Genomic DNA, 22485 nt, shown 5'->3' with positions numbered 1-22485 from the left:
GATGAAGCCGCAGCAACCCCGGGTGACGTGGGACGACCATTCCCACGCCACTGTTCCTCACCATTCGGTCGACCCGCTCTTTCGATGGAGCTGGAGGAACCCAGGGTGCTACTGCCAGGACCGATGGAGTGCCAAAAATGACCCCTGAGAATTCTTCCGCCTTGCCCACGATTGTCCGGACTGCGTCCGAGGCAACCCCACAAACCTCTTCGGACGCGACGGCGATCGAAGCAGGGCTGCGTGACGCGCCCGGCTCCTCTCGCGGCTCGTCGGGATGGTCCCTGACCGAGCCCACGGACGGCGCAGTGCACGGCGTCCCCACCGACGGACCGGCGCGTCACCGCAGCACCACCCCCCGCCACAGCGGCACAGCCACCGCAGGAACCGTCCAGGCAGAGACGGTTGCGTTCTGGGAAGAACAGGCCCTCCGCCTCGACTGGGCGGACGCTCCCGGCGGCCCGACCGCCGGCAGCCCCGCATACAACGGCAAGCCCTGGCACGACGCGCACCGGCGCGTCCCGGCCGACGTCGAGGCCGGCATCGGCCCGCAGATCACCTGGTTCGAGGGCGGCAGGCTCAATGTCGCCTACAACTGCGTCGACCGCCATGTAGCGGCGGGGCGCGGGGACAAGGTGGCCCTGCACTTCGAGGGCGAGCCCGGCGACCGCCGTGCCGTCACTTACGCCGAACTCCAGCGCGAGGTGTCCAAAGCCGCCAACGCCCTCCTGGACCTGGGCATCACCAAGGGCGACCGCGTGGTCATCTACCTCCCGGTTATCCCCGAAACCGTGATCATCACCCTCGCCGTGGCCCGCATCGGCGCCGTCCACTCCCTGGTTTTCGGCGGCTTCTCCGCCGAGGCCCTGAAGTTCCGGGTGGAGGACACCGGCGCCAAGCTCCTGGTCACCACCGACGGACAGTTCCGCCGCGGCACCGCCGTGCCGGTCAAGGACAACGCGGACGCCGCCGTCTCCGGCGAGAACGCGATCGAGCACGTCCTGGTGGTCAACAGGACCACCCCGGCCGAGGACCTCGGCACCGTCCCGATGACCGCGGGCCGCGATCTCTGGTGGCACGACGCCGTCGGGATCGCCTCCGACGTCCACGAAGCCGAAGCGTTCGACGCCGAGACGCCGCTGTTCATCATGTACACCTCCGGCACCACCGGTAAGCCCAAGGGCCTGGTCCACACCTCCGGCGGCTACCTCACGCAGGCGTCCTGGAGCTTCGAGCACCTGTTCAGCAACCCCGACCCCGCGCTCCGGGACAAGGACGTGCACTGGTGCACGGCCGATCTCGCCTGGGTCACCGCGCACACCTACGAGCTCTACGGCCCGCTCTCCAACGGCGCCACGCAGGTCATCTTCGAGGGCACGCCGAACACCCCGCACCCGGGCCGGCACTTCGAAATCATCGAACGCTACGGGGTCACGCAGTACTACACGGCGCCCACCCTGGTCCGATCCCTCATGGGCTGGTTCCCCGACGGCGTCCCGGACACGTACGACTTCTCCTCCATCCGCCTCCTCGGCACTGTGGGCGAGGCCATCAACCCGGAGGCCTGGCGCTGGTTCCGGGCTAACATCGGCTCTGGCACCGCCCCGGTGGTGGACACCTGGTGGCAGTCCGAAACCGGCGCCACCATCCTCTCCCCCGCCCCGACGGACACCGCGTTCAAGCCCGGCTGCGCCGCCCGCCCGCTGCCCGGCGTCAGCACCCGCATCGTGGACGAGGCCGGCAATACGGTTCCGCCGGGTGTCCAGGGCTTCATCGTGGTGGACTCCCCCGGCCCCGCGATCGCCCGCACGGTCTGGGGCAACCCGCGGCGCTACTTCGATTCCTACTGGCGCCAGTACGCCGAACAGGGCTGGTTCCTCGCCGGTGACGGCGCGAAGTATGACGACGACGGCGACATCTGGATCCTCGGGAGGGTGGACGACACGCTCAATGTCTCCGGACACCTGCTCTCCACGATCGAGATCGAATCGGCGCTCGTCTCCCACCCGGATGTGGTGGAGGCCGGGGTCTGCCCGGTCGCGGACGCCACGACAGGCCACGCGATCGTCGCATTCGTGGTGCTGAAAAATTCGGCGGACACCCCTGATATCCACGGCGCTCTCAAGGCCCACGTCGCCAAGCAGATCGGCCCCATCGCGAAACCGCGCGACGTCGTCGTCGTTCCCGATGTGCCCAAGACGCGCAGCGGCAAGATCATGCGCCGGCTGCTGACCCAGTTGTTCGAAGGAACCACGCTCGGGGACACCACGTCGCTCCAGAACGAACCATCCATCGCGGGCATCCAGAATGTGCTGCGCACCCGAAATGCCCCGGAAGTAAAGGACCTTTCATGACTGAAATCAGCAACGTCGCCCGGCTTTCCGAACCGCTCAAGTTCGCCTACTGGGTTCCCAACGTCTCCGGCGGCCTGGTGGTTTCCACCATCGAGCAGCGCACCTCCTGGGACTTCGACTACAACAAGAAGCTGGCCCGGATCGCGGAAAACTCCGGCTTCGAATACGCCCTGACCCAGACCCGCTACGCCGCCTCCTACGGCGCGGACAAGCAGCACGAGGCCACCTCGTTCAGCCTGGCGCTCTTGGCCGCCACCGAGCGCCTCAAGGTGATTTCCGCCGTCCACCCGGGCATGTGGCACCCCGGCGTCCTGGCGAAGTTCATCATCACCGCTGACCACATCTCCAACGGCCGCGCCGCTGTGAACATCGTCTCCGGCTGGCTCAAGGCGGAGTTTGAGAACTTCGGCCTCGAATGGCTCGAGCACGACGAGCGCTATGTCCGCACCGAGGAATTCATCAAGGTCCTCCGCGGGCTCTGGACCGAGCAGGAATACAGCCAGTCCGGCAAGTACTACAACATCTCCGACTTCACCCTGAGCCCGGCCCCGGTGGACGTGCCGGGCCGGGCCCACCCGGAGATTTTCTTCGGCGGAAACTCCACGGCCGCGCAGGCCACCGCCGGCCGCGTGGCCGACTGGTACTTCTCCAACGGCAAGGACCTCGAAGGGTTCAAGGACAACATCGCCGGGGTTGTCGCCGCGGCAGGAGGAAACGGACGCGAGGGTTCACTGCCCGCCCCCAGGTTCGGCCTCAACGGCTTCGTCATCGCCCGCGACTCGGAGAAGGAAGCCCGCGACACCCTCCGCGAGATCGTCGAAAAGGCGCATAAGCCCGCCGTCGAGGGTTTCCGCGCCGCCGTACAGGAAGCCGGAGCCTCCACCAAGGACGGCAAGGGCATGTGGGCCGACTCGAGCTTCGAGGACCTGGTCCAGTACAACGACGGCTTCAAGACCCAGCTGATCGGCACCCCGGAGCAGATCGCCGAGCGGATCGTTGAATACAAGAAGATCGGCGTGAACCTGTTCCTCACCGGATACCTGCACTTCCAGGAGGAAGTCGCCGCGTTCGGCCAGGACGTCCTGCCGATCGTCCGCGAACTCGAGGCGGACCTGGCCCGCAAGAACGGTACCGAGCTGGACCTGTCCCAGACCCCGGTGGCAAACGTTGAGGTGGCCGCCTGATGGCTGACCGCAAGTTCGGTTTCCGCACCCGCGCGCTGCACGCCGGCGGCACCCCCGACGCCGAGCACGGCGCGCGTGCCGTGCCGATCTACCAGACGACGTCGTTCGTGTTCAAGGACACCCAGGACGCCGCGAACCTGTTCGCGCTGCAGAAGTACGGCAACATCTATTCCCGGATCGGCAACCCCACCGTGGCCGCGTTCGAGGAGCGCATCGCGTCCCTGGAGGGCGGCATCGGCGCCGTGGCCACGTCCTCGGGCATGGCCGCGGAGTTCATCACCTTCGCCGCGCTGACCCAGGCCGGGGACCACATCGTCGCCGCCTCCCAGCTCTACGGCGGCACGGTCACCCAGCTCGACGTCACGCTGCGCCGTTTCGGCGTGGACACCACGTTCGTCGCGGGCACCGACCCGGTGGACTACGCCGCCGCAGTCCGGGAAAACACTAAAGCGATCTTCGTCGAGGTGGTGGCCAACCCGTCCTCGGAGGTCCAGGACCTGGCGGGACTCGCCAAAGTCGCGCACGACGCCGGCATCCCCCTTGTCGTCGACGCCACCTTGAGCACGCCGTACCTTGTGCGCCCAATCGAACACGGTGCAGACATCGTGATCCACTCCGCCACGAAATTCCTCGGCGGCCACGGCACCACCCTGGGCGGGGTGATCGTGGAGAGCGGCCGCTTCGACTGGGGCAACGGCAAGTTCCCCACCATGACCGAGCCCGTGGCCTCCTACGGGAACGTGTCCTGGTGGGGGAACTTCGGCGAATACGGCTTCCTGACCAAGCTGCGTTGCGAGCAGCTGCGTGACATCGGCCCGGCGCTCTCGCCGCAGTCGGCCTTCCAGCTGCTGCAGGGCGTCGAAACGCTCCCCCAGCGGCTGGACGAGCACCTGAAGAACGCGCAGTCCGTCGCCGAATGGCTGGAAGCGGACGAGCGCGTGGCCTACGTGAACTTCTCCGGACTGCCCTCGCACCCGCATTACGAGCGGGCGCAGAAGTACCTGCCGCTGGGCCCCGGATCGGTGTTCTCCTTCGGCGTGAAGGGCGGCCGTGCCGCGGGCCAGAAGTTCATCGAAGCCCTGCAGCTGGCCTCACACCTGGCCAACGTAGGCGATTCCCGGACCCTGGTGATCCACCCCGGCTCCACCACCCACCAGCAGCTCAGCCCCGAGCAGCTGGAGTCCGCCGGCGTCCCCGAGGACCTGGTCCGCATCTCCGTGGGCCTCGAGGACATCGACGACATCCTCTGGGACCTGGACCAGGCGCTGGACGCGGCCAACCTGGAAGCCGTCGAAACCGACCTGGAGGCCGACGCGGAAGCCTTGTCAGCCGGCCCGGATGAAGCAGCCGCCTGCACGATCGGAGCACGCTCATGAGCACGGAAGAGACCAGGACCTGGGCCGGCCCCTCGGCGCCGGAGCGGCTGAACCTGCTGCGGCGGGCGAAATCGATCGCGATTGTGGGCGCCTCGGACAAGCCGTCGCGCGCGAGCTACTTCGTAGCCACCTACCTGCAGTCCTCAACGCGGTACAAGGTCTATTTCGTGAATCCCGTGGTGAAGGAAATCCTGGGCCAGCCGACGTATGCGTCCCTGGCGGACCTGCCCGAAACCCCGGACATCGTGGACGTGTTCCGCAAGCACGATGACCTGCCAGGTGTCCTGGACGAGGCCATCGCGGCCGGCGCCAAGACGCTGTGGCTGCAATTGGGCTCGTGGCATGAGGACGTTGCCAAGGAGGCCGAAGCCGCCGGACTCGACGTCGTGATGGACCGCTGCGTGAAGATTGAGCATGCCCGTTTCCACCCGCCGTTGCGCTATCACTTCGGGTCGGTCCCCGCGCTGGCAACGACCCTAAGTGATAGCGCAACTGGGTTAAAAGGCGGTTTGCGCTTTAGGGGGCGTCGGTCGGGAGGACTCCCGGCAGTGTCGGGGTGACGTGGCCGGGAACGCGGGGCAGCTTCTCGCCGCCTCCCCCGTTGCCGCCGCGGTTTCCGCCGCCAAGGCCGGGCGGTGTCGGCAGCCCCGGCGCGCTGGGCCTTTGGCCGGGTGTCGGCAGAATGCCACCGCGGCCGACGGCGGGCGGCGCGGCCGGGGGCGTGTGGCCGGCTGCCGCGGAGCCCGGCTGGCTTGAGCTGCTTGGCGATGATGTCCCCGTAGGCGCGGCGCCGGGCGCCACGTCACGGTACGTTGGGCCTGGCGCGGGAAGGACCGGGACCGATGACGGCGACGGCCGGACGGGTTCCGGGGCTGGAGTGGCGTGACCCGCGGGTTGGAAGATGACGCCGACGGTCTGGCTGACGCTGTGCCGGAAATCCTCGCTGGATGCCGCCACGGCTCCGGCTCCCAGGCTCATCGCACCGATCACGGCGCCGCCCACGATTGCCAGCCGGCGCTTCCGGCCGCGGCGCTCGGCGAGGCTGGTGACACCTGCCGGCAGCACTTCGTTGGCTTCAGGGTCGGAATCCGTCGCGGAAACGACAGTGGGCAGCGCCTTCGTCGCAGACACGACAGCGGGCAGCGCCGTCGTCGCGGCTGAGTCAGGGGCGGCGGGGGCGGCTGCGCCGGCGGCGAGCAGGGCCGCGAGATCGGCGCGGAGGGCGGGAGCCTCATCCGGGACCACGGCGCGGAGCTCTTCCAGCGCGCTCCGGAGCTCGGCCGCGGATTCGAGGCCGGAGTCGCTCAGCATCGCCTGGATGCTGCCATCCTCCTGGGGATCGCGGGTGCCGGTCATGATGCTGCGTGGTCCTTTTCGGTTACGAGTTCGCGCAGGGCACTGAGCCCGCGGCGCTGAAGCTGCTTGATGGCACCAGGGGTCTTGTCCATGATGCCGGCCACCTGTTCGATGGAGAGGTCCGCGACGATGCGCAGGACCAGCACTTCCCGTTGCTCCTCATTGAGCCTCGCGAGAGTGGCAGAGATGCCGCCCAGGGATCCGAGCGCCTCGTCCTCGGCGGATGCCGAATAACGCGCGTCGTTCAGGGGGTCGTATTCGGCCAGATGCGGCGTGCGCTCCGCGCGCCGCCGGTAGTCGACCAGCCGCGCATGGGCCACCGAGAAAATAAATGTCCGCAGACCCGCGTGGCCGCCGCTGACGCCGGCCAGTTTCGGCAGGACGTCTACGAACACGTCTTGGGTCAGGGCCTCGGCGTCGTCCACGCCCCGGGCCCGGAAATAGCCCAGGACGGCTGGGGAAATAGCCACGTAGACCGCACTGAACCCTGATGGGTCACCAGCTAAAGCGGCTGACAAGTCGTCGTCGCTTAGCTGCTGTGCCAAGAGGCTGTCCTTCCGTTACTACTGGGGTGCGGCCCCCCGCAAGTCTAGCGGCCGCACCCCCGAGCCCTTCAAAATCAGGGCTCCTTCCTTCCTTGCGGACCCGTGCCGGGTCCAGGCTGAACAGCCGGAATTACTGGTCGTGCTGGGGCAGATCGACGGACGGCTTGGCCGGGACGGCCGGGGTCGCCGGAACGGCCGTGGTTGCCGGCACGCCGTTGGCGCCCGGGACCGCGGGGACGGCCGGGGTGGCCGGAACTGCAGCCTTGACGTTGGCCTTGGCGCGTGCCTCGCCGGCAGCACCCTTGACGCTGGCATCGCCCTTGACGGTGGCGCCGTCCTGGTCTGCGTCGACGGAGCCTTCGCCGGCACCCTTGGTACCGTCGACGTCGGCGTCGCCCTTGGCGGAGCCGTCGCCCTTGGTGACGTCGTCAGTGGACGGCGCAGCCGGAACGGCGGGCACGGCCGGAACAGCGGGCTTGGCCGGGAGCTTGGGAGTGGCGGGCACAGCCGGGGTTGCCGGCGTGGCGGGCGTAGCGTGGTTCACTTCGGACTGCTGGGAGCCGGACATCTGGGCCGCGTTGGCCAGTCCGATGCCGGAGAAGCCTCCGACTGCCAGGATTGCGGCGCCGACAGCGATCTTTGTGGTCTTGCTAACACTCTTCATGACAGAAATACATCCTTTGTTTTTTGGGTGGAACGCGGGCTGAAGCCGCATGGGGGCCGTCGACAGCCCGCTCTCGCCATAGAAGGCTGGCCGGCGCCCGATGGGGGCGGGCGCCGGCAAGCGTTTACGGTAAAGGGCCGACCGGAGACCAGATGGGGGGAAGGCGCCGGTCGGCGCTTACGGTGGAAGGCCAGCCGGTGTCTGGTGGGGGGTCCGAACTCCGGCGGCGCTTACAAAGAGGTAATCGCTGGGCGAGCCCGAAAGGTTACGCACCAATCGGAAATTTCTTGATTTTCTTTTTTGAGCCCGGCTTTGCGGGCTTAACGACGACGGCGGCGGGCCCCCCTTGCAAGGGAACCCGCCGCCGTCGTGCGCCGCTACCGCCCACCCGTTGCCCTATCACTTAGGGCTGTTCTGAAGCACTCAGAACAGCTGTGGAGTCTCATGACTTAATGGACGTTTCTGTCTCAAGAGATCGTGGACAGTGTGTCTCAGGACATCGTGGACACCCGGACCGGTTTTGCTCGGAACATGAGCAGAATGCAGCCCGATATCAAGATCCGGCACTTGGTGGCGACATGGCCTGAGGACGCTGAGAGGGGTGCGGTCACACAGTTCTGCCGGCGTCACAAGGTGTCCCGGGCCTGGTTTTACAAGATCCGGGCCGCGGCTGCGGCGGTGGGGCCGATCAAAGCCATGGAAACGGCCTCGACCAGGCCGGTGACCAGCCCGGCCCAGATCGATGCCTCGTTGGCGCAGCTGGCTCTTGCCACCAGGGAGTCCCTCAAGAGCCTCGGCTATGACCACGGACCGCTGAGCGTCGCGGCCAGACTGCGACGCCAAGGGGTCCAACCGCCATCACGTGCCACCCTGGCCCGGATCTTCACCCGGGCCGGGGTCGTGGTCCCGGAACCGAGGAAGAAACCGCGCAGCGCCTACCAAAGATTCGTCTATCCGGAACCCAACGGATGCTGGCAGATCGACTCCACGCAGTGGCTGCTGGCCGGCGGAACCAAGGTGGCCATTTTCCAGCTCATCGATGATCATTCCCGCCTGGCACTGGCATCCCTGGTCGCCGACGCGGAGACATCCGAGGCGGCCATCCGGGTGGTGCGGATGGCTATCGATCGCCACGGAGTGCCCCAGAAGTTCCTGTCGGACAACGGGGCAGCGTTCAATCCCACACGGATGGGCCGCACCGGGGCCCTGGTGGAATACCTCAAAACCCTGGGCGTCGTGCCGATCACCGGCAAACCCTACAAGCCCACCACCCAGGGCAAGAACGAACGCTTCCACCGGACCCTGCACACCTACCTGAACCGCCATACCCACGCCGGGACCATCGCGGAACTACAGGCCCGTGTCGATGCCTTCGACACGTACTACAACACCGAGCGTGAACACCAGGCACTGCCGCCCGGCACGACCCCGGCCGAAGCCTGGAACGCCACCGCGACAGCCCTGCCGCCCGAGCCCCCTGCCCCCGAAACCCGCAAACCCACACCCCGCCAGAGCGTGCAACGAAAAGTAGGGCGTCAGGGCGAAGTCACCGTTATCGGCATGCACTTCTACATCGGCACGAACCACGCAGGAGAACAGGTCCACGTCCTCCACGACGAGGAAACCATCATGTTCTTCGACGCACGGGGAACCGAAATCACCAGCCACCCCCGCCCGCCCAAAGGAACCGTCTACATCGGACGCAACGGCCCCACCAAGCACCCGTCCACGAAGTCCTGAGACATCAACCGTCTACGAAGTCCTGAGACATGAAGTGTCCACAAGGTCATGAGACATGACACGCACTCAGAACGACCCTAAGTGAGCGCAACAGCTCTTTAGGAGCGGAAGAGCCCGCTGTAGGCATTGAGGGCGATCTGCCCGCCCAGGTGGGCATAAAGAACGTTGCTGCCGGCCGGAATCTCCCGGCTTTTCACGAGGTCGATCAGCCCGGCCAGGGACTTGCCCTCGTAGACGGGGTCGGTGATCATGGCCTCGAGCGAGGCGCCCAGGCGGATGGCTTCCAGGGTGGAATCCACCGGGATTCCGTAGAGGTCCCCGGCCCAACCCTCCATGACGTTGATTTCATCGTCGCGGAGCTCCCTGCCCACGCCGATCAGCTCGGCCGTGTTCCGGGCAATGCGCTCAACCTGGTCGTGGGTCTTCGCCAGGGTGGCCGAGGCATCGATGCCGATCACGCGGCGCGGTTTGTCCTGGCCGGCAAAACCGGCGATCATTCCGGCGTGGGTGGACCCGGTGACGGTGCAGACCACGATCGTGTCGAAGAAGATGCCAAGTTCCCGCTCCTGCTCTTGCACCTCGTAGGCCCAGTTGGCGAAGCCCAGGCCGCCGAGCCGGTGGTCGGACCCGCCCGCGGGGATCGCGTACGGCTTCCCGCCGGCGGCCTTGACCTCCTCGATCGCGTTCTCCCAGCTGCTGCGGATGCCGATGTCAAAGCCCGCGCTGTCCAGCCGGACATCGGCACCCATGATGCGCGAGAGCAGGATGTTGCCCACACGGTCGGACAGCGGGTCCGGCCAGTCGACCCAGTTTTCCTGGACCAAGCGGGCCTTGAGGCCGAGTTTCGCCGCCACCGCGGCGACCTGGCGGGTGTGGTTGGACTGGTAGCCACCAATGGAGACCAGCGTGTCCGCGCCCTGCGCCAGGGCCTCCGGGACGAAGTACTCCAACTTGCGGGTCTTGTTGCCGCCAAACGCGAGACCACTGTTGACGTCCTCCCGTTTCGCCCAGATCTGCGCTCCGCCCAGGTGCGCGCTGAGCCGCGGCAGCGGGTGGACGGGGCTCGGTCCAAACATCAGGGGGTAGCGCTCAAAATCGGTGATGGCCATCGACAGTCCTTCGCTCGCGGTGGGAACGGCTTTCTAAACGTGCAGAATGCAATATATTGCATTCTCCGACATCGGCTCCGGAAGGACAAGAGCGATATACGATATGTTGCATGCCCGTACCCCCGCTCTCCGGAGTCCATAAGCGGCCGCTGCTGCGGGACAACGTCTTTGACTCGATCCGGAACGCGATTGTGGACGGCACCTTCGAGCCCGGCGAACGGCTGAAAGACACAGAGCTGGAGGCCTGGCTGGGCGTGAGCCGGACACCGATCCGGGAGGCGCTGCTCCGGCTGGAACGGGCAGGCCTGGTCATCGCGTTGCCCGGCAAGGCGACCATCGTGGCCCCCTACGACCAGGCGTCCACCCTCAGCACGCAGCAGGTGGTCGCCGGGCTGCACGAGCTGGCCGCGCGCCTGGCCGTCCCGGTCCTGGCCAAGGAACACCTCGACGCGATGACCCAGGCCAACGCGCGGTTCGAACAGGCCCTACGGGACGCCGACGTGGAGTCGGCGCTCGAGGCCGATGACGATTTTCACGCCGTCTTTGTCACGGCCGGCGGCAACCTCGTGCTTAGGGAACTCCTGGAACAGACCACCCCCGTCCTGCGCCGCGTGGAGCGGATGCGCTTCGGCTCCTTTGCCGCCCGGGAATCGGTGGCGCAGCACGCCGAAATCATCCGACTCGCCCGCCTGGGTGACACCGAAGCCACCGCCAGGGCCTGCCGGGAGAATTGGCTGTCGCTGCGTTTCACGTCCGCGGAGCAGCCCGGCATAGGAACTTAACTGCGACGGCGGCGGGCCGCCCCGTCCAGGGTGGCCCGCCGCCGTCGTAAGCCCGTCAGTGGGGCGCTAGTCGTTGATGAGGTCGTTGACCACTATCGTCTGGTCGCGGTCCGGGCCGACGCCGATCGCGGAGAACCGGGTGCCGGAGAGCTTTTCCAGGGCCAGGACGTAGTTCCGGGCGTTTTCCGGCAGGTCCTCCAGGGTGCGGGCGCCCGTAATGTCCTCGGTCCAGCCGTCGAAGAACTCGAAGATCGGCTTGGCATGGTGGAACTCGGTCTGGGTCATGGGCATTTCGTCGTGCCGCACGCCGTCGACGTCGTAGGCCACGCAGACCGGGATCTGCTCGATTCCGGTGAGGACGTCCAGCTTGGTGACGAAGTAGTCCGTGAAGCCGTTGACGCGGGAGGCGTGGCGGGCCAGGACGGCGTCGTACCAGCCGCAGCGGCGGGGACGGCCGGTGTTGACACCGAATTCGCCGCCGGTCTTCTGCAGGTACATGCCCATCTCATCGAACAGTTCCGTGGGGAACGGCCCGGCTCCCACGCGGGTGGTGTAGGCCTTGATGATGCCGATGGAGCGCGAGATCCGGGTGGGGCCGATGCCCGAGCCCACGGACGCGCCGCCGGCGGTCGGGTTCGAGGACGTCACGAAGGGGTACGTGCCGTGGTCGACGTCCAGGAACGTGGCCTGGCCGCCCTCCATGAGGACCACCTTGCCCTCGTCCAGGGCGGTGTTCAGGACATAGGTGCTGTCGATGACCAGCGGGCGCAGACGCTCGGCGAAGGACAGGAAGTACTCCACGATCTCGTCCACCTCGATGTCGCGGCGGTTGTAGACCTTGACCAGCAGTTCGTTCTTCTGGCGCAGCGAGCCTTCCACCTTCTGGCGCAGGATCGAGGCGTCGAAGACGTCCTGGACGCGGATGCCCAGGCGTGCCACCTTGTCCATGTAGGCCGGGCCGATGCCGCGTCCGGTGGTGCCGATGGCGCGGCTGCCGAGGAACCGCTCGGTGACCTTGTCCAGGACCTGGTGGTAGGGCGCCACGAGGTGCGCGTTGGCGGAGACGCGCAGCTTGGAGGTGTCCGCGCCGCGGGCTTCCAGTCCGTCGATCTCCTGGAACAGGGCTTCCAGGTTCACCACGCAGCCGTTGCCGATGATCGGAATCGCGTTCGGGCTCAGGATGCCGGCCGGAAGGAGCTTGAGCTCATACTTCTCACCGCCTACGACGACGGTGTGCCCGGCGTTGTTGCCGCCGTTGGGCTTGACGACGTAGTCGACGCGGCCACCAAGCAGGTCAGTGGCCTTACCTTTGCCTTCGTCGCCCCATTGGGCTCCGACGATCACGATTGCTGGCATGGGATCCTCCCCCATTCGTTCGGGCCGAGCTCTGGTTGATGCACCAGGTGATCACCGCAGCTCAGCGCCGTTCATGAGAATGCCCCGAATCTACCGCTGTGCTCTTTACCAACGCCAGAGTTCCGGGGCTCTTACCACCCAAGTTTAGCCGAAATTGGTGGCCGATATCGTTTTTGGTCCTTGTGTGGACGCGGCGGCTAGCCCGCGGTGAACGCCAAGGCGGCTTCCGCGAGCGATGGCCACGCCCCCGCCGACGCCGCCGGCACTTCCACCCAGTCCTTGAAGGGCCGGCCCATGCCAGAGGGATCGAAGAGCCGCGCGCCCGGGAGTTCGAGGGCGCCGGTGTGATCCGGCGAATCCCTGCCCAGCTTGAAGGCCATCGCGTCTCCGTTGAGGCAGGCCATGGCCTTCTTGTTGACCATCAGGGCCCGGGCGCCAAAGGTCTGGCCCAGGGCTGCTCCCGCGCCGGCCAGGTCTGCGGCCACGCCTTCGAAGGCGTCGACGGCGGCAGCGGAGGATTCGTTCTTCTTCATAGCTGCATCATCCACCCAGGTCGCGGCCGCCACATAGCGGGCATGACTTGCGGGCGCCACTTGCAAGAGCAGCCAGTGTGGAATTGAGTGGGAGTAACCATCCCGAGCGGCCGAGGGACCTGGACCGTTGACGCCGGAGCAACCCTGCCGGACACGGCCCGCTTCGCCGCGGCAGCCGTGGCCGGCAACGGTGCTACCGCCAGGACCGATGGAAAGGAAAGAGCGCCATGTCCCAGAACGCCATCTCCCCGAGCACTGTTACCCGGAGCACCGTTACCCGGAGCACCGTTTCCCCGAACGCCGACCACATCCGCGTCACCCATGCCGGCTCGTTGCCCCGCACCACCGAGCTGATCGCGGCGAACGAGGCCAAGGAGACCGACGGCATCTCGCCCGAATTCCTGGACCTTCTCGAAACTTCGGTGGTGGATGTCGTGCAGCGCCAGAAGGATCTGGGGATCGACATCCCCAACGACGGCGAGTACGGGCATACGATGTCCAGCTCCGTGGACTACGGAGCCTGGTGGAACTACTCCTTCTCCCGGCTCGGCGGCCTGGAACCGACCGACGTGGACCGCTGGGCCGACGCCAAGGTGCACCGTTCCTCGCCGGGCCACATCGTCCTGACCTCCTTCCCCGACCGCCGGGACCGGCAGAAGTTCGATGAAGCGTACAACGACCCCTCCTCCGGGATCCTGGCCCACCGCAAGTCCGTCACCCAGCCGAAGATCGCGGGACCGCTGACGTACACGGGCCAGGCGCTCGTGGCCTCCGACATCGCCAACCTGAAGACCGGCCTGGCCGCGGCAGGCCTCGCCAAGGGGTTCGTCGCCTCCCTCTCCCCCGGGTCGTGCGCCCGCGTGGCCAACGAGTACTACCGGAGCGACGAGGAACTCCTGTACGCCTGCGCCGACGCCATGCGGGAGGAGTACAAAGCCATCATCGACGCCGGCCTGACGGTCCAGCTCGACGACCCGTCCCTGGCCGAGAGCTGGGACCAGATCAACCCCGAACCGAGCCTGGCGGACTACCTGAAGTTCATCCAGCTCCGGGTCGAGGCAACGAACTGGGCCCTGCGCGACCTCCCGCAGGAGCAGATCCGGCTGCATGTCTGCTGGGGCTCCTGGCACGGTCCCCACACCACGGACATCCCGTTCGCGGACATCGTCGGCTCGGTCCTGCAGATCAATGCCGGCAGCTACTCCTTCGAGGCCGCCAACGTCCGGCACGAGCACGAGTGGCGGGTCTGGGAAGACACGACGCTTCCCGAGGGGAAGGCAATCGTCCCCGGCGTCGTTTCGCACGCCACCAACGTCGTGGAACACCCGGACCTCGTGGCCGACCGGATCGTGCGCTTCGCGGACCTCGTGGGGCGGGAAAATGTGATTGCCTCCACAGATTGCGGGCTGGGCGGCCGGGTGCACCCGCAAATCGCCTACGCCAAGCTGGAGTCCCTAGGGGAGGGGGCCCGCCGCGCCACCAAGCGGCTCTGGTAGCACCACCGGACGGCAGGCCGGACCCGGCGCTGCATTTCGCGGGGCTTGATAGACTGATAAGGATCGACCAGGAATCGGTCCACACCACATTTTCAAACCACACCGTTGCTCAGCATGCCCTGAATCAGGCGTCTCCGCGGTGGTGTGGCAGCTTTGCCAATCCCGCAGGAGACCCAGCACCATATGACAGCCCTGGCCACCGAAAATTTCCGCGAAGAGCTTCTGAGCCGCCGGTACGAACCTAGCGTCGCCCCCGTCAACGAGCTCCTCGACGTCCTCCAGGCAACCAAAGCTGGCACCGCTGTCCCCTACGTGGACCCCATGCACGATGTCGACGAGTGCCGCATCATCAGCTTGTACTCGAACATCGGCACCGCGGATGCGTCAGGCTTCATCACCGCCGGCGATGACGAGGCGGCCACCCGCATGCTCGGTATCCAGTGGAAGCTGGGCCTGCGCCCCGAATTCGTCATGCCGTGGAACGTCCACCCGTGGCACGTCCCGGGCGAGCCTAACGGCAAGTTCACGCCGGACCAGATTTCGGCGGGCCTCAAGCCGCTGCTGAAGTTCCTGGCCCTCGTGCCGCGCGCCTCCGTGATCGTGGCGCACGGCACCGAGGCAAACCGCCTGGCCAACCTGCTGCTCAAGACCGAAGTGCCCATGATCTGGCGCCGCGGCCTGAAGACCTACAAGGTCCGTTCGCTCAGCGGCCGGGCGTTCGCCGGCACCCCGGCCCGCCAGGAAGAGTACCTGGCCGAAATGCGCACCGCGTACGCGGACGCCATGGCCCGCACGGGCCTGGCCAAAGCCAGCTAATCCCCACCCGGACCCTAACCTCGCAAGCTCGGCCAGGGAACCCAGCGGGCGTGGGCCCAACCACCCGCACCCGCATCTGAGCATCAACGACGGCGGGCTCCCACCTTGAGGTGGGAGCCCGCCGTCGTTGGTTCAACCCCAGATCAGCCTTCGGCTTCGATGGCCGCCTTCGCGCCGGGATCGGAATCCTTCAGGAACTTCTCGATCCGCTCCGGCTCCTCGGCCTCGCCGATCGCCGCGGACGCACGGCCCAGCGAGTAGAGCGAGCGCAGGAAGCCGCGGTTGGGTTCGTGCTCCCACGGGATCGGCCCGACGCCGCGCCAGCCGTTGCGGCGCAGCGAGTCCAGGCCGCGGTGGTAGCCCACCCGCGAGTACGCGTAGGAATCGATGGTGCGGCCTTCGTTCCACGCCTCCTCGGCCAGGATGGCCCACAGGAGCGAGGACGTGGGGTGCTTCGCCACGAGGTCCACGGCTTCCTGGCCGAGCGCGAGGTGCTGATAGATCTCAGACTCGGCAGGCAGGAGCGTGGGCTCGGGACCCATCAGGTTCTTGCGGAACTCATCGGACATGGCTAGAAGGTCTTGCCGGTGGAGCCCAGCTGCTGGGCTGCCTCGACCACGCGGGCGGCCAGGCCGGCCTCGGCGGAGGCGCCCCAGACGCGGGGGTCGTAAAGCTTCTTGTTGCCGACCTCGCCGTCGACCTTCAGCACGCCGTCGTAGTTGCGCAGCATGTGGTCCACAACCGGGCGGGTGTAGGCGTACTGGGTGTCGGTGTCGATGTTCATCTTGATGACGCCGTAGGAGACGGCGTCGGCGATCTCCTTGTCCGAGGAGCCGGAGCCGCCGTGGAACACGAGGTCGAACGGGTTGGCCTTGCCGATCTTGGCGCCCACCTGCTCCTGGATGTCCTTGAGGATCTCCGGGCGGAGCTTGACGCCGCCCGGCTTGTACACGCCGTGCACGTTGCCGAAGGTCAGCGCGGTGATGTAGCGGCCGTTTTCGCCGGAACCGAGCGCGTCGATGGTGGCCAGGGCGTCCTCGACCGTGGTGTAGAGCTTGTCGTTGATGGCGTTCTCGACGCCGTCTTCCTCGCCGCCGACGGTGCCGATCTCAACTTCGAGGATCATCTTGGCGGCCGCGGTGCGCTCGAGCAGTTCACGGGCGATCCGCAGGTTTTCCTGCAGGGTCTCGGCCGAACCGTCCCACATGTGGGAGTTGAAGAGGGGGTTGCGGCCGGCCTTGACCTCGGCCTCGGACGCTGCGAGCAGCGGAAGCACGAAGCCGTCCAGCTTGTCCTTGGGGCAGTGGTCCGTGTGCAGGGCGATGTTGACGCCGTAGTTCTTGGCCACCTCGCGGGCGAAGGCCGCGAAGCCCAGGGAGCCAGCAACCATGTCCTTGGTGGAGGCACCGGACCAGTAAGCCGCACCGCCGGTGGAAACCTGGACGATGCCGTCGGACTCGGCCTCGGCGAACCCGCGCAGGGCGGCGTTCAGGGTCTGGGAGGACGTGACATTGACAGCTGGGAAGGCGAAGCCGCCCGTCTTTGCGCGGTCGATCATCTCGGAGTAGATCTCTGGGGTTGCAATGGGCATGCTGACTCCTAAAGTGAATTTCGTCTACGGGCTGGTGATTCTGGAAGGAACCTCGTCGGCTACGAACCATCCTAGTCATTCCTGCGCCGGGGCCGTGTCTCCGGTCACTGTGCCCCTGTAACACTCGCGCCCCGCCGGTTGCGCCCTACCCCGTGAGCTCGCGGCGGCCCGGCCCGTGGCGGGCCCAGACTGCAGTTCGCGGCAGTGTGCGCGCCCGGCATTGCCGCGAACTGTCATCTCGCGCGCCAGCCCCGGCTCTCCAGCGCTGCCCGGACCTTCCGGACGGCCGCGGGATGCTCGCCGGCAAGATCCAGCCGGGACACCCGCACCTCAAGCCACCCGCAGAACGCGGCGGTGTCCGCCCGCCGGATGTCGCGCAGGTATTGGTCCTCCCCGTTATGGTGTGCGCCCTCATACTGGAGCGCGATGCGCCGCTCGGGATAGGCGGCATCGGGCCACAGCACCGGAGCGCCTGCTCCACCCCGCACAACCAGGTTCAGGACCGGCTCGGGCAGGCCGGCGTGAAGGAGCGTCAGGCGCAGCCGGGTTTCGGGCGGCGAGTCAGCCCCAACACGGATCAGTTCGACGGCGGCGCGGGCCTTGCGCACGCCCCTGCAGCCGGGATGTCGCGCCACCATGGCGCGCAATTCCTCGATGCCGCACAGGGGTTCGCGGGGCACGGGGAACTCGGGGCCGTGGGAGCACACCAGGGCATCACCCACCGCGACGAGTTCGTCCACACCCAGTACCGAGGCCAGGTCCAGCCACGTCCTGGCGGGCGAGGTGAGCCGGGCGCCGTCGAGCTCCACCGCCTAGTCCGGAAACAACGTCAGCACATGCCCCACGACGTTGACCCGGCGGGGCGCGCTCAGGCCCCGCCGTCGTGCGAGATGGATGCGCCAATCTTCCTCAAGCCGGCCCGGCAGAGGGGCCGCCCAGAGCCGCGCCGCTGATCCGAGGCTGAGCACGGACTCGTCGTCCAGCTCGGTGTAGGCCCGCAGGGCCGCGGCGCCCGAGGGTGCAGCGTCCACGGGCAACCGGATCCCGCGTGAGACCGTAACGAGGTCCCGGGCTTCGGTGCGGGTGCGGGTGACGCCGGCCTTGTCGGCGGCGCGCAGCGAGAAGGAACCGGTGGTCAGATGAATGGGAAGCGGTGCCCGGCGCATGGCCCATTGTGACCGTTTCGGCCCCGCGCCGTGAGCGTTTTCCACAGGTCGTGACCGCAGGCGCCATCGAGACTGCATTTCACGGCAATGTGAGGCGAAAACACTGCCGCGAAGTGCAGTCTCGCGGGGCGTTTCGGCGGACCCGACCCTATCCCGGGAGCTGGCCGAACACGTGGCGGCGGATCCAGGCGTGCATCGCGATCGCAGCGGCGGAGGCGGCGTTGATGGACCGGGTGGAGCCGAACTGCTCGATCGACAGGGTGTCCACGGCCGCGTCGTGGACCTCGGGGGTCAGGCCCGGGCCCTCCTGGCCGAAGACCAGGACGCAGTTCCTGGGCAGTTCGTAGGTCTCCAGCGGGACGGAGTCCGGGAAGATGTCGATTCCGATGATCGCCAGCCCCTCCCCCTGGGCCCAGGCCACGAAGTCCTCCACGGTGGGGTGGTGGCGGACGTGCTGGTACCGGTCGGTGACCATGGCCCCGCGGCGGTTCCACCGGCGTCGTCCGATGATGTGGACTTCCTTGGCCAGGAACGCGTTGGCCGTGCGGACCACGGTGCCGATGTTCATGTCGTGCTGCCAGTTCTCAATCGCGATGTGGAAACTGTGGCGCTTGGAGTCCAGGTCCGCCACGATCGCCTCGTGCTTCCAGTACCGGTATTTGTCGACGACATTGCGCCGGTCCCCGTCGGCCAGGAGGTCCGGATCCCAGTGCTCGCCCTGGGGAAGGTCGCCTTCCCAGGGGCCGACGCCGACCTCCGCCTTCGGTTCGGCCTCTGCCTCTGCCTCTGCTGCCGGCTCCGCTGATGTCGCTGGCACAGGCATTACGCCGGCGTCGCCGGGGATCTCGGGTTCAGTCACGCCTCAACATTAGACTGGGACCCAGGTAGCGGCACACTTACGGCGGAGGACACCATGGCAGATCAACGCGACGAGCAGGCGACCGACTCAGGAGAGACACGTTCCTATGCTTCGATGTACCGCAGCGGCCAGGAAATCGAGTGCTGGCTGACGGACATGGACGGCGTGCTGGTCCACGAGAACCAGCCCATCCCGGGCGCCTCGGAACTGATCCAGCGCTGGGTGGACACCTCCAAGCGGTTCCTGGTGCTGACCAACAACTCGATCTTCACGCCCCGGGACCTCGCGGCGCGGCTGAGCTCTTCCGGACTGGAAATCCCGGAGGAGAACATCTGGACTTCGGCCCTGGCCACCGCCCAGTTCCTCAAGGACCAGGTCCGCGGCTCGGAATCGGGGAACCGCGCGTACACAATCGGTGAAGCGGGGCTCACGACGGCGCTCCACGAGGCAGGCTTCATCCTCACCGACCAGAACCCCGACTTCGTGGTGCTCGGCGAGACCCGCACCTACTCGTTCGAAGCCATCACCATGGCCATCAGGCTGATCCTGGCCGGGGCGCGCTTCATCGCCACGAACCCGGACGCCACCGGCCCGTCCAAGGACGGCCCCATGCCCGCCACCGGGGCCATCGCGGCGCTCATCACCAAGGCGACGGGCCGCGAACCGTACATTGTGGGCAAGCCCAACCCGATGATGTTCCGTTCGGCGATGAACCAGATCGACGCGCACTCGGAGACCACAGCGATGATCGGTGACCGCATGGACACCGACATCATCGCCGGCATGGAAGCGGGCCTGCACACGGTGCTGGTGCTCAGCGGCATCACGCACCGGGACGACATCGCCGCGTACCCGTTCCGGCCGAACCAGATCCTGAATTCCGTGGCGGACCTCAAAAACCAGATCTAGGCAACCCCCTCAGAACGCCGTCATCTTCCCGCCGCCGCCCGGCAGCGGGAAGAGCTCGTCCTGGAGTTTTTCGATGATGGGCCGGTAGATAAACGGGCTCCAGCCCGGGCTCGCGTGCTCCGGCCTGGCTCCGTCCGTGCGCAGGTCATCCGAGACCATGTTGGCCTGGAAGGTCAGTGACCACGTATCCCGGGCGGTCTCGTAGTCCACGGTCTTGTCCCGGGGGTTGCCGATGAACGCCATCTTCGTCCCGCCGAGCTTGCCAACGAAGCGGCTGGCCTCGAAGTGGTAGATGTAGGCCGATTCGGACTGGATCAGCACGCTGGAGGGCGCGATCGGCGAGAGCTGCTCCAGGGTCTGGTCCACGATCTGGCCCCAACTGCGTTCATCCTTGTGCAGCATCCGCTCGCCGAGCTCGTAGCCGCCGCGCAGCACTGTGGGGAAGCGGAACCCGCTCTCGTAGAGCAGCACCACGCCCTCGAACCAGCTCTGGTCCAGCACGTCATGCCGGCTCGCAGGGCTGGAATCGAGCAGGATGAAAGCCACTTCCACGCCGTGCAGCTCGCGCAGCCGGGCGGCCACCTGGGTTGCCACCATGCCGCCGAAACTGTGGCCGTAGAAGTAGAGCGTGGTGAGGTTGTGGGCGCGGGCGTGCTCGATCACGGCGATGACCACCTCGTCGATGTCCAGCCCCTCGTTGGAATATCCGACGGCGGCGAGCTGGCCCCGCTTGTTCAGGGACCCGCGCAGTGCGTTCAGGATCCACTGGGCCTCTTCCCAGCTCGTCTTGTAGCCGGGGAACAGGATCCAGCTGGCGTAGGGGAAATACCGTTCGGCGACGTCATCCGGTACTTCGATGATCCGGGTGGTCCGCCGCTCGGTCTGCACGCGCCGGGTGAACAGCATGTCCGCCGCCAGCAGCGACGCGGACCCCGCGCCGATCAGGAACGTGCGCCGTGAAACGCGTTTGAGTTCGACGGCGCGGCGGAGCAGGCGGGCCTCGGCAGAACCGGGGCCTCGCGGATGGTTCGGTTCCATCTCGGCCGGCACATCTCTACCGTATCCACGCACGGGCGGGGAAGAGAAACCGGTCCAAACGGCAGTCCCACAGGGCAGCAGCCTGGGCTCCCGTTGGCTCCCTTGCCGCCCGTTAAATGGCTAGGCAGGCTCCGCCTCGCGACCGACCTCCCGGCGGCTGATCTCCATGCCGATCTCGTCATAGGTGGCCAGGAGTTCCGAACGGGCCATGTCAGTGGGGTCATCCAGCAGGCCGAACACGGAGTCGCTCGCGGCGAGGAGTTCGTCGTCGGAGTACCGGGTCAGCTGCCGCGTGCCGGAGGGGTCGACCGAGGCCAGGAACTCTCCGGACATGTCCAGGGTGGGCAGCGCGCCCGAATCATCGCCGCGCGGGGTCAGTTCCAGGGAGACGCCGCCGGGGGCGGTCATGCCGGCGGCGTCCTGGCCGGCGCTCCCGCCGTCGACCGCGTTGAGATCGTTGCGCAAGCCCGACAGCGCCGTCGATTCCACGACGGCGGCCAGGCCGAGGTCGACGCGGATGTGCGAGTTGATTCCCATGCGGCGAACGCGCTGGATGATGTGCATCAGGGAGGGGCGGGAGGCTTGCGTGAGGCTCCCCCGGACAATGATCCGGACGACGTCGGAAACGACATCGAGTTTAACGTGGGCTTGCAGCGACTGGTCCATAGGTACTCCAAAGAAGGGTGTCTATGGCCGACGGCTCAACCGCCCCCAGCGTATCCCCGCCTGTGGCTGCGCACAAGTCATAGGCGACTTCCGGTTCAGGCTGGCTGTCGCCTGCCCGGCTCTTCGTAGTGCGTCCGGGTTGCCGTTCCGCCGACAGACTGCACCAGGGATGCGGCGATATCGCGCAGTTTGACGTTGCCGTTGCTGGACGCGTCGGTGAGGATCCGGACCGCGGTTTCCTGGTCGCAGCGGTTCTGCGCCATGACGATTCCGATGGCCATGTCGATCACGGTCCGGGATTCGAGCGTGGCCCGCAGGTTGGTGGCACTGTCCGTGTGCAGCGAGAACCGGACGGCCAGCCGCAGCGCCTGGGAGATCTCGCGGGTGTAGCCGCGGGCCCGGGCCGCTACGTCGCCGTCGAACTTGCGCGGGACATCGGAGTAGAGGTTCAGCGCCGCCTGGGCTTCGCCCTGGAGGTGGAAAGGCACCGAGAGCACCGAGCGCAGGCCGTGCGAGGCGACGGCGGCGGCGTAGTCGGGGCCCCAGCGGTCCTCCTCGAAGAGGTCCGGGACGTAGACTTCCCGTTCCTCCTTGGCCGCGGTCAGGCACGGGCCCTGGGACAGCGAGTACTGGATCTCGTCCACTTCGCGGGCGGAGTCACTGCTCCACCCGATCGTGGCGGCCTTGCGGTCCCGCAGCAGCGTAATTCCGCACAGGGCGTCGTCGCCGGAGCCCGCCACCTGGTGCGCGGAAAAACGCGCGAGTTCATTCAGGAACGCTTCGAAGTCCGCGCTGTCCAGGATCAGGTTCTGGATCTGGTCGACCGTGCCGACTGACACGTCGGCGCCCTGGCCTTCGGCGCCCAGATTCGCACCGCTGATCGGGGACTTATCGGACGGGAGCATGGCGCGTGTTCTCCAGGTGAAATGGAACGGACGGTATTCGACA

The 22485-nt window shown here is 67.1% G+C and carries 23 protein-coding genes; 9 read left to right on the top strand and 14 right to left on the bottom strand.

Annotated elements, in window-relative coordinates; all coding sequences use genetic code 11:
• Positions 1-137: 137 nt before the first annotated feature.
• The 4 genes from acs to AC1DEY_RS05315 are packed head-to-tail and all read left to right on the top strand — an operon-like array spanning position 138 to position 5471.
• Positions 138-2351, top strand: coding sequence for an acetate--CoA ligase (acs, locus tag AC1DEY_RS05330; RefSeq protein WP_476867064.1), 2214 nt, complete (start codon positions 138-140; stop codon positions 2349-2351).
• A complete protein-coding gene (gene sfnG, locus AC1DEY_RS05325) occupies positions 2348-3535 on the top strand; it encodes a dimethylsulfone monooxygenase SfnG (protein WP_476867063.1) in 1188 nt (395 codons plus the stop codon). The genes acs and sfnG overlap by 4 nt, the downstream gene beginning before the upstream one ends.
• Positions 3535-4911: an O-acetylhomoserine aminocarboxypropyltransferase/cysteine synthase family protein gene (locus AC1DEY_RS05320; protein ID WP_476867062.1), complete on the top strand. Its 1377-nt coding sequence runs from the start codon at positions 3535-3537 to the stop codon at positions 4909-4911. Before sfnG ends, AC1DEY_RS05320 begins: the two co-directional genes overlap by 1 nt.
• A complete protein-coding gene (locus AC1DEY_RS05315) occupies positions 4908-5471 on the top strand; it encodes a CoA-binding protein (protein ID WP_476867061.1) in 564 nt (187 codons plus the stop codon). Before AC1DEY_RS05320 ends, AC1DEY_RS05315 begins: the two co-directional genes overlap by 4 nt.
• Here the strand turns inward: AC1DEY_RS05315 and AC1DEY_RS05310 are convergent.
• The 3 genes from AC1DEY_RS05310 to AC1DEY_RS05300 form a co-directional block, all read right to left on the bottom strand.
• Positions 5428-6267 (bottom strand): hypothetical protein, encoded by an 840-nt coding sequence (locus tag AC1DEY_RS05310; RefSeq protein ID WP_476867060.1) that lies wholly within the window; start codon positions 6265-6267, stop codon positions 5428-5430. The two genes, AC1DEY_RS05315 and AC1DEY_RS05310, sit on opposite strands and share 44 nt — an antisense overlap.
• Positions 6264-6812 carry an RNA polymerase sigma factor gene (locus AC1DEY_RS05305; RefSeq protein ID WP_441408067.1) on the bottom strand — a complete coding sequence of 183 codons (549 nt, stop codon included), beginning with the start codon at positions 6810-6812 and terminating at the stop codon, positions 6264-6266. The genes AC1DEY_RS05310 and AC1DEY_RS05305 overlap by 4 nt, the downstream gene beginning before the upstream one ends.
• 130 nt (positions 6813-6942) lie before the next feature.
• Complete coding sequence (locus AC1DEY_RS05300; RefSeq protein WP_476867059.1) at positions 6943-7476, bottom strand: hypothetical protein; 534 nt, start codon at positions 7474-7476, stop codon at positions 6943-6945.
• 540 nt (positions 7477-8016) lie between these two features.
• On the opposite strand from AC1DEY_RS05300, the gene AC1DEY_RS05295 reads away from it, so the two are divergent.
• A complete protein-coding gene (locus tag AC1DEY_RS05295; RefSeq protein WP_476867058.1) occupies positions 8017-9216 on the top strand; it encodes a DDE-type integrase/transposase/recombinase in 1200 nt (399 codons plus the stop codon).
• Between the two features lie 98 nt (positions 9217-9314).
• On the opposite strand, the gene AC1DEY_RS05290 is transcribed toward AC1DEY_RS05295, so the two are convergent.
• Positions 9315-10325 carry a 1-aminocyclopropane-1-carboxylate deaminase gene (locus AC1DEY_RS05290; RefSeq protein WP_476867057.1) on the bottom strand — a complete coding sequence of 337 codons (1011 nt, stop codon included), beginning with the start codon at positions 10323-10325 and terminating at the stop codon, positions 9315-9317.
• A gap of 110 nt (positions 10326-10435) precedes the next feature.
• Here AC1DEY_RS05290 and AC1DEY_RS05285 point away from each other — a divergent pair, with 110 nt between their 5' ends.
• Positions 10436-11107 (top strand): GntR family transcriptional regulator, encoded by a 672-nt coding sequence (locus tag AC1DEY_RS05285; protein ID WP_476867056.1) that lies wholly within the window; start codon positions 10436-10438, stop codon positions 11105-11107.
• 66 nt (positions 11108-11173) lie between these two features.
• Here AC1DEY_RS05285 and AC1DEY_RS05280 read toward each other — a convergent pair whose 3' ends face one another.
• Positions 11174-12463 (bottom strand): adenylosuccinate synthase, encoded by a 1290-nt coding sequence (locus AC1DEY_RS05280; protein ID WP_441408071.1) that lies wholly within the window; start codon positions 12461-12463, stop codon positions 11174-11176.
• Between the two features lie 197 nt (positions 12464-12660).
• Positions 12661-12996 (bottom strand): hypothetical protein, encoded by a 336-nt coding sequence (locus AC1DEY_RS05275; protein ID WP_476867055.1) that lies wholly within the window; start codon positions 12994-12996, stop codon positions 12661-12663.
• Positions 12997-13223: 227 nt separating this feature from the next.
• On the opposite strand from AC1DEY_RS05275, the gene AC1DEY_RS05270 reads away from it, so the two are divergent.
• Together AC1DEY_RS05270 and AC1DEY_RS05265 are read left to right on the top strand one after the other, a co-directional pair.
• Positions 13224-14492 carry a cobalamin-independent methionine synthase II family protein gene (locus tag AC1DEY_RS05270; protein WP_476867054.1) on the top strand — a complete coding sequence of 423 codons (1269 nt, stop codon included), beginning with the start codon at positions 13224-13226 and terminating at the stop codon, positions 14490-14492.
• Positions 14493-14675: 183 nt separating this feature from the next.
• Entirely contained in the window at positions 14676-15308 is a 633-nt protein-coding gene (locus AC1DEY_RS05265) for a uracil-DNA glycosylase family protein (RefSeq protein WP_476867053.1), read from the top strand.
• Between the two features lie 143 nt (positions 15309-15451).
• Here AC1DEY_RS05265 and AC1DEY_RS05260 read toward each other — a convergent pair whose 3' ends face one another.
• From AC1DEY_RS05260 to AC1DEY_RS05240, 5 genes are all read right to left on the bottom strand, one after another.
• Positions 15452-15877, bottom strand: coding sequence for a DUF3151 domain-containing protein (locus tag AC1DEY_RS05260; protein ID WP_018776136.1), 426 nt, complete (start codon positions 15875-15877; stop codon positions 15452-15454).
• A gap of 2 nt (positions 15878-15879) precedes the next feature.
• Entirely contained in the window at positions 15880-16899 is a 1020-nt protein-coding gene (gene fbaA, locus AC1DEY_RS05255; protein WP_441408075.1) for a class II fructose-bisphosphate aldolase, read from the bottom strand.
• 233 nt (positions 16900-17132) lie between these two features.
• A complete protein-coding gene (locus tag AC1DEY_RS05250) occupies positions 17133-17708 on the bottom strand; it encodes a hypothetical protein (protein WP_476867052.1) in 576 nt (191 codons plus the stop codon).
• 3 nt (positions 17709-17711) lie between these two features.
• The gene (locus tag AC1DEY_RS05245; protein ID WP_476867051.1) at positions 17712-18065 is read right to left on the bottom strand and encodes a hypothetical protein; all 354 of its coding nucleotides are present in this window, start codon (positions 18063-18065) and stop codon (positions 17712-17714) included.
• Between the two features lie 148 nt (positions 18066-18213).
• Positions 18214-18888, bottom strand: a complete 675-nt coding sequence (locus tag AC1DEY_RS05240) for a TrmH family RNA methyltransferase (protein WP_476867086.1) — start codon at positions 18886-18888, stop codon at positions 18214-18216.
• A gap of 90 nt (positions 18889-18978) precedes the next feature.
• Here AC1DEY_RS05240 and AC1DEY_RS05235 point away from each other — a divergent pair, with 90 nt between their 5' ends.
• Positions 18979-19833 carry an HAD-IIA family hydrolase gene (locus AC1DEY_RS05235; protein WP_441408077.1) on the top strand — a complete coding sequence of 285 codons (855 nt, stop codon included), beginning with the start codon at positions 18979-18981 and terminating at the stop codon, positions 19831-19833.
• Positions 19834-19842: 9 nt separating this feature from the next.
• Here the strand turns inward: AC1DEY_RS05235 and AC1DEY_RS05230 are convergent, their stop codons facing one another.
• The 3 genes from AC1DEY_RS05230 to AC1DEY_RS05220 form a co-directional block, all read right to left on the bottom strand.
• Positions 19843-20871, bottom strand: coding sequence for a thioesterase domain-containing protein (locus AC1DEY_RS05230; protein WP_476867050.1), 1029 nt, complete (start codon positions 20869-20871; stop codon positions 19843-19845).
• Between the two features lie 120 nt (positions 20872-20991).
• On the bottom strand, positions 20992-21537 hold the full coding sequence (locus tag AC1DEY_RS05225) for a hypothetical protein (protein ID WP_476867049.1): 546 nt from the start codon (positions 21535-21537) through the stop codon (positions 20992-20994).
• A 95-nt stretch (positions 21538-21632) separates the two neighbouring features.
• Positions 21633-22442 (bottom strand): GAF and ANTAR domain-containing protein, encoded by an 810-nt coding sequence (locus tag AC1DEY_RS05220; protein WP_476867048.1) that lies wholly within the window; start codon positions 22440-22442, stop codon positions 21633-21635.
• Between the last annotated feature and the right edge of the window lie 43 nt (positions 22443-22485).

This window comes from Arthrobacter sp. 05T47 (assembly GCF_056395825.1).
Note: the sequence above shows the minus strand (reverse complement) of the source record. Positions and strands in the feature narration are given on the sequence as shown.